The sequence below is a fragment of the Sulfurimonas sp. genome (assembly GCF_026988655.1).
Taxonomy (GTDB): domain Bacteria; phylum Campylobacterota; class Campylobacteria; order Campylobacterales; family Sulfurimonadaceae; genus Sulfurimonas.
The window spans coordinates 35,116-45,523 of record NZ_JALSKT010000058.1 but is presented as its reverse complement, the minus strand read 5'-3'; the positions used below and the strand labels follow the sequence as shown (position 1 = coordinate 45,523).

Annotated in this window: 9 protein-coding genes; 8 read left to right on the top strand and 1 reads right to left on the bottom strand. The window is 33.4% G+C overall.

Features of this window, described 5'->3' with window-relative positions; genetic code table 11:
• The first annotated feature begins 127 nt into the window (after positions 1–127).
• The 3 genes from MV052_RS06330 (at position 128) to MV052_RS06320 (ending at position 2,691) form a co-directional block, all read left to right on the top strand.
• Positions 128–463: a cytochrome C gene (locus MV052_RS06330; protein ID WP_297442070.1), complete on the top strand. Its 336-nt coding sequence runs from the start codon at positions 128–130 to the stop codon at positions 461–463.
• A gap of 379 nt (positions 464–842) precedes the next feature.
• Complete coding sequence (gene argH / locus MV052_RS06325; RefSeq protein WP_297442068.1) at positions 843–2,225, top strand: argininosuccinate lyase; 1,383 nt, start codon at positions 843–845, stop codon at positions 2,223–2,225.
• A 1-nt stretch (position 2,226) separates the two neighbouring features.
• On the top strand, positions 2,227–2,691 hold the full coding sequence (locus MV052_RS06320) for an OsmC family protein (protein WP_297442066.1): 465 nt from the start codon (positions 2,227–2,229) through the stop codon (positions 2,689–2,691).
• A gap of 18 nt (positions 2,692–2,709) precedes the next feature.
• Here MV052_RS06320 and MV052_RS06315 read toward each other — a convergent pair whose 3' ends face one another.
• Positions 2,710–3,066, bottom strand: a complete 357-nt coding sequence (locus MV052_RS06315) for a histidine triad nucleotide-binding protein (protein ID WP_297442064.1) — start codon at positions 3,064–3,066, stop codon at positions 2,710–2,712.
• A gap of 98 nt (positions 3,067–3,164) precedes the next feature.
• On the opposite strand from MV052_RS06315, the gene pheS reads away from it, so the two are divergent.
• The 5 genes from pheS to MV052_RS06290 all read left to right on the top strand — a co-directional run bounded on the left by pheS (position 3,165) and on the right by MV052_RS06290 (position 10,407).
• Complete coding sequence (gene pheS, locus MV052_RS06310; RefSeq protein WP_297442062.1) at positions 3,165–4,169, top strand: phenylalanine--tRNA ligase subunit alpha; 1,005 nt, start codon at positions 3,165–3,167, stop codon at positions 4,167–4,169.
• On the top strand, positions 4,166–6,502 hold the full coding sequence (gene pheT / locus MV052_RS06305) for a phenylalanine--tRNA ligase subunit beta (protein ID WP_297442060.1): 2,337 nt from the start codon (positions 4,166–4,168) through the stop codon (positions 6,500–6,502). Before pheS ends, pheT begins: the two co-directional genes overlap by 4 nt.
• Positions 6,499–7,779: a 3-phosphoshikimate 1-carboxyvinyltransferase gene (aroA, locus tag MV052_RS06300; protein ID WP_297442058.1), complete on the top strand. Its 1,281-nt coding sequence runs from the start codon at positions 6,499–6,501 to the stop codon at positions 7,777–7,779. Before pheT ends, aroA begins: the two co-directional genes overlap by 4 nt.
• A 25-nt stretch (positions 7,780–7,804) precedes the next feature.
• Positions 7,805–8,635 (top strand): 4-hydroxy-3-methylbut-2-enyl diphosphate reductase, encoded by an 831-nt coding sequence (locus MV052_RS06295; RefSeq protein WP_297442056.1) that lies wholly within the window; start codon positions 7,805–7,807, stop codon positions 8,633–8,635.
• Positions 8,636–8,748: 113 nt separating this feature from the next.
• On the top strand, positions 8,749–10,407 hold the full coding sequence (locus MV052_RS06290) for a 30S ribosomal protein S1 (protein WP_297442054.1): 1,659 nt from the start codon (positions 8,749–8,751) through the stop codon (positions 10,405–10,407).
• Position 10,408: the final 1 nt, after the last annotated feature.

Here is a 10,408-nt window from a genome sequence, read left to right as displayed (position 1 = left end):
AAAAATTGAATCAAAAGTATCAGTTATAGAAAAATCATTCTTATTTTATATCATAATCATGTGATATAAGGAAGTTATAATTATTTCTAATGTAATATGAATTTACAATTTTAGAGGGGTAATCTATATGACTAGATTTTTGTTTATTTTATTGGCTTTGACGGTGTTTTCACTCACATCATCAAATGCAGCTATCTATAAAGGTCAACGAATTTTTATTAAAAAATGCTTAAAGTGTCATAAAGAGGGGCAGAACTTTATAGCAAACTACAAGATGAAAAAATGGAAAAGGCTTATGAAGAAAAAAGGGAAATTATTAGCTGAGATACATTTAGATAATGAAAAAGCAAAAAAATCTTGGAAATATTTTAAAAGTAAAAGATATGCTAAAAAATCAAGACATTTAAAACAGTTTTTAATTGAATATGCTAAAGATAGTGGGAATGTTCCTGCTTGTAACTAATCTTTAACAGTAGAGCTTTGGCTCTATTGTTTACTTCATTTTGTAAAATCCTCCTTTTTAGATAAAATATCAAACTTTTTAATAATAGACTTCTTGCATAACCTAGATATATCTCAGAAAAGTAAAAAGTAGTGAGATAGTGCAAAATAAATTTTTATGCCTAGCCATAGCTAAGGATAAAATATTTTTTTGTGCTAGATTGCTGCTTTTTACTTCTCCCTTTGGGCATTATAGAGAGAGCTTTACTCTACGTTAGATAACCTTCACTGTAGCTACGGCTACACTGAAGAACATCTGCCTTGATTAAAACTCTCTCTAAAATGCTGAGCTCTATCTAGGTTATGCAAGAAGTCTAATATATACAATTTAAGGAACTATAATGGAAAAAATGTGGTCAGGCCGTTTCTCGGCATCTGCTTCAAATCTCTTAGACCAATTTAACGCTTCAATTATGTATGATAGAAAACTTTATCGTGAAGATATTGAAGGTTCTCTTGCGCATGCAAAAATGTTAACAAAACAACAAATTCTTACAGAAGATGAATTTAAACTCATCGAAGAAGGATTGATGCAAGTCAAAAGTGAAATTGAATCAGGTGCATTTGAATGGAAAATATCAGATGAAGATTTGCATATGGCAATTGAGAAAAGATTAACCGATATCATAGGTGATGCTGGGAAAAAACTTCATACTGCAAGAAGTAGAAATGATCAGGTAGCAGTAGATTTTCGTTGTTATACCTTACGTAAAAACCTTGAAATTGTTGAACTGATTAAAAAATTAATGAAAGAAATTGTTGTAGTTGCCGATAAGCATACTGAAACATTATTACCAGGGATGACACATCTACAACATGCTCAGCCGATAAATTTCGGGTTTCATTTAGGTGCGTATCTTTCAATGTTTAAACGTGATATCCAAAGGTTTGAAAGTTCATATGAACGTAATAATATTTCACCTTTAGGTTGTGCTGCACTTGCTGGAACACCTCATAATATTGACAGAGAATACTCTGCCAAACTGTTAGGTTTTGAGAGTGTAAGTGTAAACTGTCTTGATACAGTAAGTGATAGAGATTTTGCACTTGAGATTTTATTTAATATTTCAACGATGATGATGCATATCTCCCGTTTGAGTGAAGAATTGGTACTGTGGTCATCATATGAATTTGGTTTTGTAGAGTTAAGTGATGAATACTCAACAGGAAGTTCAATTATGCCACAAAAGAAAAATCCTGATGTACCAGAGCTTTTACGTGGTAAGACAGGACGTGTTTATGGTTCTCTCATAGGACTCTTAACAGTTATGAAAGGGCTTCCTTTAGCATATAATAAAGATACACAAGAAGATAAAGAAGGTGTCTTCGATGCTGTAGAAACAGCTGAGCTTTCACTCGAGATTTTAAAAGAAGCAATCAAAACAATGCAAGTGAAAACAAAAAATATGAACAGTGCTTGCAAGATAGGACATTTAAGTGCGACGGATTTAGCTGATTATTTAGTTGAAAAGTGTGATATTCCTTTTAGAGAAGCACATTTCATTACTGGTAAAGCTGTTGCAAAAAGTGAAGAACTAGGGATAGATTTAAGTGATATAGATTTGTCTCACCTGCAAGAGATTGATGCTAGAATTTCTCAGGATGTTTTAGACTTTTTGGTGCTTGAAAATTCTATGAATGCAAGAAAATCACAAGGTGGAACAGCTTCTATCCGTACAAAAGAGCAATTAGAATTTTTTAAAAAATATTTAGAGGGAAAATAAAATGAATGTAAAAGTAATACATAAAGAGGGAATGAAGTTTGAAGCAAAGACTGCTAAAAGTAGTTTTATTATTGATTGTCCGGTAATTTCACCAGTGGAGTATTTTTTGGCTGGTATCATTACTTGTAGTGCGACAGATCTGATTATGATTCCTAAAAATCAAGGAAAAACTGTTACTGATTTAGTTGTTGATGGTGATGTTGTAAGAGCTGAAGATCATCCTAGAAAATTTGTGAAGTTGCATTTGACATATAATTTTAACTCTGATGCTGATGATACTACCGCTGCAAGATGGGTCATGGCTTCTGTCGAAACATACTGTTCAACTATTAATACTGTGCGTGATACAACAGAGATATCTTACTCTATTACACATAATGGTACATTGGTTCGTGAGAATGAGAAAATTATCAGCGGTACTGGCAGTAAGATAGATTTAGGTGAGATAGACGCTTGTTGCAGCTAGAGAAATTTTCTCTAGCTTTTATAAAAAGTCTTTTGGGTCTGCATCTGTAAAATGACCCCATTTTAGCTTTGCTCCACCTAAGACATGGAAGTGAAGATGTTTTACTTCCTGCCCTCCATCACTTCCAATATTTGTAATAACTCGATAACCACTTTTTTCGATTTTAACTTCTTTAGCTATATCTTGAATAAATGCAGTCATGCCTGCCATTGTTTGGGGTGTTACTTCATTAAAACTATCTACATGTATTTTTGGAATAGCTAAAATATGTATGGGTGCTTTAGGATTAATATCATGAAATGCTAAAAAATTGTCATTTTCTAATATTATATTTGAAGGGATTTCTTTATTTACGATTTTACAAAACAGACACATTGTATTTCCTTGTTTTTGGGTTATTGTAACATATAATTTGACAAATGAAGCTATTTATAAATTAATTTTGACTATAATCTTTTTAAAATTTAAGAACTATGGAGACTCTATTGAAAGAGTGGTACAATAAAATAAATGAAGCACAAAGTGTTGATGCATTAGAAGAGATTCGCATCGCCGTTTTTGGTAAAAAAGGCATATTAGCTGCCGAATTTGCAAAAATGAAAACAGCTCCAAACGAACAAAAAGCTCAAATTGCAAAAGATTTAAATAATCATAAAACTGCACTGATGAACGAGTTTACTGCAAAAAAAATTGCATTACAAACACAAGAGTTGCAAGAAGCAATGAAAGCAGAAGCAATCGATGTTTCTATGTTTAGTACAAAGTCATCTGCAGGTGCACTCCATCCTGTGATGGAGACGATGGATAGAATCGTAGAATATTTTTCTTCCATGAATTTTGCTGTTAAAACAGGTCAAATAGTTGAAGATGATTTTCATAACTTTGAAGCACTCAATCTTCCTAAATACCATCCTGCTCGTGATATGCAAGATACTTTTTATTTTAAAGATGAGATGTTGTTGCGTACACATACTTCACCTGTTCAAATTCGAACAATGCTTGAGAGTAAACCACCTATTCGAATGATTGCACCGGGTGCTGTGTTTCGTCGCGACTATGACTTGACACATACTCCGATGTTTCATCAGATTGAAGGTTTGTTAGTTGATGAAGAGGGAAAAGTTTCATTTGCAAACCTGAAGTTTATTCTTGAAGACTTTTTAAAATATATGTTTGGTGATGTAGCGGTACGTTTTCGTCCTTCATTCTTTCCTTTTACTGAGCCTTCTGCAGAAGTAGATATCTCATGCGTATTTTGTAAAGGTGAGGGTTGTCGTGTTTGCTCTCATACAGGTTGGCTAGAAGTTCTAGGTTGTGGGATCGTAGATCAAAATGTTTTTAAAGCTGTAGAGTATAAAAATGTTAGTGGTTATGCATTTGGTCTTGGAGTAGAGCGATTTGCAATGCTCATTCATCAAATAGGAGATCTTCGTTCACTTTTTGAGGGAGATATTAAGTTACTGGAGCAATTTCAATGATAGTTACTAAATCTTGGTTAAATGAGTGGATAGATCTTGGTGGTATTTCTACAGATGAATTGGCAAAAACTTTTAACGCTATTGGTCTGGAAGTGGATAGAATTCATGAATATAGAGTTCCACAAAAAATTCTCTTTGGAAAAGTACTAGAGTGTGAAAAACACCCTGATGCAGACAAGCTTAATGTATGTAAAGTAGATATTGGTAGTAGTATCCGTCAGATAGTTTGTGGTGCTGCAAATGTGAGAGCAGGACTTGATGTTGTTGTTGCTACAGTAGGTGCAGTTATGCCTTCTGGCCTTGCAATAAAACCTGTAAAACTTCGTGGTATTGATTCTGATGGTATGATCTGTTCTGCTGGAGAGATTGGTCTTCCTGATTTAGGTAAAGGTATTATGGAACTTGATGCAAGTATGGGAGCATACAGCATTGGAGAAGAAGTTAGTACAAACCCTATTTTTAATGATGACTTAATTGAAATTGAATTGACTGCCAACAGAGGTGACTGTTTAAGTATTCGAGGGATAGCAAGAGATCTTAGTGCTGCGTTTGATAGACCTATAAAAGAGTACACAATTACTGATAATGATGAAAAAAGAGGTATTGGTCGTATTCTTTCTTTATCACATGAAAAAGATTTGGATGTCAATCTTAGATATAAAGCAGTAGATTTAAAAGAGTTAACTTTACCTCTTGTTATTAGACTTAGACTTGCTCAGATTGAGGAAAAACGTGAGACTGATATTAAGAGCTTATTATCATACGTCACACATGCAACAGGTGTAATTTTACGGGCTTATGATTGCGAATTTTTCTGTAAAGAAGAAAATAAAATAGCAAAAGTCATTCTTGATGAAGATAAAAATCAATTTGCTTGTGTAGAAGCACAAGACAAAGAGATGGCTTCAACTATTGGTGTTAGTCAAGTTAGTACATCAAAAATGAAAAAACAAGAGGGAAAACTTTTCTTAGAAGCAAGCTATATCCCTCCAGAGATTATCTCAAAAAAGATGGCAGAGCATAAAATAGATGCGGACTCTTTGTTTTATAGAACATCACGTGGAAGTGAACCAGAATTAGAGGGAGGGTTATCTTATTGTGTAGATTTGATTGAATCTTCTTCATCTTCTACAACTTTTAGTGGAATTGTGGAATTTTCGACACAATTTAGAGAAAAAATTGTCACTGTAAAAAAACAAGAGATTGATGAAATTATTGGTGCGAGCATTGATAAAACTGTTGTGAGTAAAATTCTTAAAAATCTTGGATTTGATACTTCAAAATCTTCTACAGATGGATTTGTAATTAATGTACCTCAGTTTCGTCATGATATTGTAAATAAACAGGATATTGTAGAAGAGATCGTTCGTATGGTTGGTATTGATAATATTCCATCTAAAGCATATACTTTGCAGGAAAAGAATCAATTAGAAGATAATTATTTTGAGTATAAAAAACGTTCTATTTTTAGACATCGTGCTGCACAAAGTGGTTTCTTTGAGTCAGTTCATTTTGTTTTTGATGAGAAAAAAGTTTTAAATGCTTATGGATTTGAGACGACAAAAGAAGAATTAGAACTTTTAAATCCTATCGTGCAAACACTAGATACTTTAAGACCCACGCTATTGACTGGACTTTTAAAAGCAGCTTCTCAAAACACTAAAAATGGATATTCTTCAGTAAAACTTTTTGAAATAGGTTCTGTATTTACGCCTTTACGAGAAGAGTCATTAAAAATGGCATTTATTTTTAGTGGGGAAAAAGAGAATGAAAACCTTTCAAATGCTGGAAAACCTGCAAAAATTGATTTTGGATATTTTACACAAAAAATATCGGATGTAGTTGGTGATTTAGAATTGACTCAATACACAACAAAACATAAACTTGCTCACTTGTATCAATCTGCACAAGTTTTACATGATGGTGAAGTTTTAGGTGAACTCTTTAGAGTGCATCCTGAGGTAGAAAAAGCTTATGGCTTAGATGTTACATATATGTGTGAACTTGATTTTTCTAAGATTGCTTATGCTCTTAAAACAGCGAAAAAAAGTTCAAAATATCAAGCTTCATTTAGAGATTTGAGTATAATCACTCCAAATGCAATAAGTTATGAAACTATTAAGAAAGTCATCCAATCAAACGCAGTAAAAGAACTGATACGTTTTTATCCTGTTGATCAGTATAGTGATGAATCTTTAGATGACAATACAAGTCTTTCTATCCGTTTTGTGCTTCAATCAGATGAAAAAACACTAGAAGAGGAAGATATAACAACAGCAATGGATAGTATACTGGCAGCTTTACAAAAAGAGCTTGGTATTGGATTGAGATGAGTTTAGTTAAAGTTTTTCCAGCAACTCCTTTTTCATTAAAAATTGATGCTATTGCGCCAGACAAGTCTATCTCTCACCGAAGTGTAATGTTTGCTATGCTTGCTGATGGTGTAAGTGAGATAGAAAATTTTCTACGCGCAGAGGATACACTGAATTCTTTAGAAATTGTAAAAAATTTAGGTGCAAAAATTGAAGATGATGGAAAGTGTATCAAAATCTCATCAAATGGAATAAAAGAGAGTTTTGAGATACTTGATTGCGGAAACTCCGGAACGGGAATGCGCCTGTTTTGTGGGCTGTTAAGTTCTGCAGATGGGCATTTCGTGCTTACTGGTGATAAATATCTTCGTCGTCGTCCAATGAAAAGAGTAACGGCACCTTTAATAAGCATTGGGGCTAAGGTAGATGGAAGAGAACAGGGTGATTTGGCTCCGTTAAGTATTAGAGGAGCTTCTCTAAAAGCATATGATTATGAAAGTAAAATTGCTTCTGCTCAAGTGAAATCTGCAATGATTTTAGCCGCATTACGAGCTGATGGGGTTTGTACTTATAAAGAGCCAGAACTCTCACGCGACCATACAGAGAGAATGCTAAAAGGCATGGGTGCAAATATTGAAGTTGATGGCTTAAAGACGACAATTCATCCACTAAAAAAACTTTTGACTCCCCTAAAAATAAGAGTACCAGCTGATCCATCTTCTGCTTTTTTCTTTGCAGTTGGAGCAGCTATAACTCCAGGTTCTGATATTGTGCTTGAGGGTGTAACCCTTAATCCGACTAGAATTGAAGCTTTTAAAGCCTTAGAAAGAATGGGGGCAAATATAAAATATGAATTGACAGATGAAAAATATGAACCTGTTGGAAATATACATATTAAATATTCGCCACTGCATGGCATTGTTATTGAAGATAATATCTCTTGGCTTATTGATGAACTTCCAGCACTCTCTATAGCTATGGCTTGTGCTGAGGGTGAAAGTCTTGTGAAAAATGCTGAAGAATTAAGGGTAAAAGAGAGTGATAGAATAGGAACTGTTGTGAGAGGTTTACAGGCTTGTGAAATTCTAGTGCAGGAGTACCCTGATGGGTATAAAATCACAGGTGGGGAACTCCAAAAGGCTAAAGTAGATAGTGATGGTGATCATAGAATTGCCATGAGTTTTATCATTGCAGGTTTACGATGTGGAATGGAAGTGAATGATTTAGAATGTATAAATACCTCTTTTCCAAACTTTTTTGAATTGCTAGAAAAAATTACAACTATAAAGTTTGCTTAAGTATTAAGTGTAAAAGGAAAGATAAATGCATATAGAACTTGCAGAAAATTACGGATTTTGTTTTGGTGTTAAACGTGCAATTAAAATTGCAGAGGAAAATAAAGATTCAGCAACATATGGACCACTCATTCATAATTCTAAAGAGATAGCAAGACTTGATAAAGATTTTAATGTTGCCTTAGAAGAGGACTTTAAAGCATTTAAAACCGGTGATAAAGCAATAGTCCGTACGCATGGTATAGTCAAAGATGAACTTGAAAATCTTCACAAAAGTGGGGTGAAAGTAGTTGATGCAACCTGTCCTTTTGTAACAAAGCCACAAGAAATTGCTCAGGAGATGAGTGAAAAAGGGTATAGTGTCGTCATTTTTGGAGATGAAAAACATCCTGAAATTAAAGGTGTCAAATCATATGCAACACATGGGGCCGAGGTAGTCACATCAGTAGAAGATTTGAAAGATTTAAAACTGCACGAACGTATTGCCCTTATAGCACAAACTACTCGTAAGGTAGAGGATTATATGGAGATTGCAAATTATCTTATTCCTCGTTATAAAGAAGTTTGTGTATTTAACACTATTTGTAATGCGACATTTGAAAACCAAGAGGCAGTTAGAAAACTTTCTAAAAAAGCTGATATCATGCTTGTAATAGGTGGTAAAAATTCATCAAATACAAAACAGCTTTTTAGCATTGCTAAAGAGAATTGCTCTGATAGTTATCATATTGAGGATGAAAATGAACTAGATTTTTCGTGGTTTGAAAACAAACAATATTGTGGTGTTACAGCCGGTGCTTCAACTCCTGACTGGATTATACAAAATGTAATAAAAACAGTCAAAGAAACTGATGTTTAGAGGCACTTTCATATAAGTTTCTTTTTTCCCTATCCTTTATCTTAGAATTTAATACTCATATAATCATTATTTAGATATAATCACGACAATTTTTATGTAACAGAGGATAGGCAATGGCGTTCGATAACGAATCATTTGAAGAAGAAGAAAATTTTGCAGAAATGTTTGCAGAAAGCGAAAAAAAACAAGAGACAAGCCGTATAGTTGAGGGTGAGATTGTAGAGATACAAGATGAAGACAACAGAGCGTTAGTAGGTGTTGGTGATAAACTAGAAGGTATACTAAGCCTTGATGAGATCCGTGATGAAAATGGAGAACTAAAGTTTACTACTGGTGATAAAATTAGAGTAATGCAAATGGGATACTATAACGAGCGTCCTAAGATTTCTTACAAAAAAGTTTTAGAACAAGAAAAAACTATTGAGTTTATTGATGCGAATAAAGACGATTATGAAGATTTAGTAGTTGAAGGTATCATTACTAAGAAAAATCGTGGTGGGTATGTAGTAGAAGCTGATGCAGTTTCTTTCTTTATGCCACGTTCATTAGCTGCGTTTAAAGATACTGATGAAGTAGTTGGTCGTAAAATCAAAGCACAAGTTGTAAAGATTGACCCTGTTGAGAACTCAATCATTCTTTCTCGTCGTAAACTTTTTAATGAAGAGCGTAAAAAGAAAAAAGAAATCATCGATCAACTTATGGCTGAAGATGTTATAGTTGAAGGTACAATCAAAAAAATCACTAGTTATGGTATGTTTGTAGATGTGGGTGGTGTAGATGGTCTTGTTCATTATAATGAGATTAGCTATAAAGGTCCTGTAAACCCATCAAAACTTTACAATGAAGGTGATGTGGTAACTGTTAAAGCTATCTCTTATGATAAAGACAAAAGACATCTTTCTCTTTCAATCAAAGCAGTACAACCAGATCCATGGGCTGAAGTTGAATCTGAATTAGATGAAGGTGATACAATTACTGTTACTGTTTCTAATGTAGAAGCATATGGTGCATTTGTTGATCTTGGAAATGACATTGAAGGTTTCTTACATATTTCAGAAATTACTTGGAATAAAAATGTAAAAAATCCAAATGATTACTTAGAAGTAGGTCAAGAAATTGATGTTGAAGTTATAGAAATTAACTCTAAAACGCATAAGCTTCGTGTTTCATTAAAAAGACTTCTTCCAAAACCATTTGATGAGTTTTTAAAGAAATATAATGAAGGTGACATTGTAACTGGTACAATCACTTCACTTACTGATTTTGGTGCTTTTGTTCGTATTGATGGTGTTGAAGGTCTTTTACATAATCAAGATATTTCATGGGATAAAAATACAAAAGCGAAAGAAGTATTAAAATCTGGTGAAGAGATTGAAGTAAAAATTGCTAAAATTAATGCTGAAGATCAAAAAATCTCTCTTAATCGTAAAACATTACTAGAGTCTCCAATAGATAAATTTGCTACAACGCATAAAGTGAACTCTGTTGTAACTGGTACTATTCGTGATATTAAAGATTTTGGTGTATTTGTATCTTTAGAAGATGGTGTAGATGCACTTATCCGTGATGAAGATTTAACTCCTTTAGTAAAAGAAGAGTTAGAAGTAGGTCAGACAATAGAAGCTGCTATTGCAAACATTGATACTCGTCGTGATCGTATCCGTTTATCTGTTAAAAAATTAGATTATATTAAAAATCAAGAAATGCTTGAAGAAATTAATGATAATGAATCACACTCTTTAGGTGATTTAATCAAAGATAAACTTAGATAAG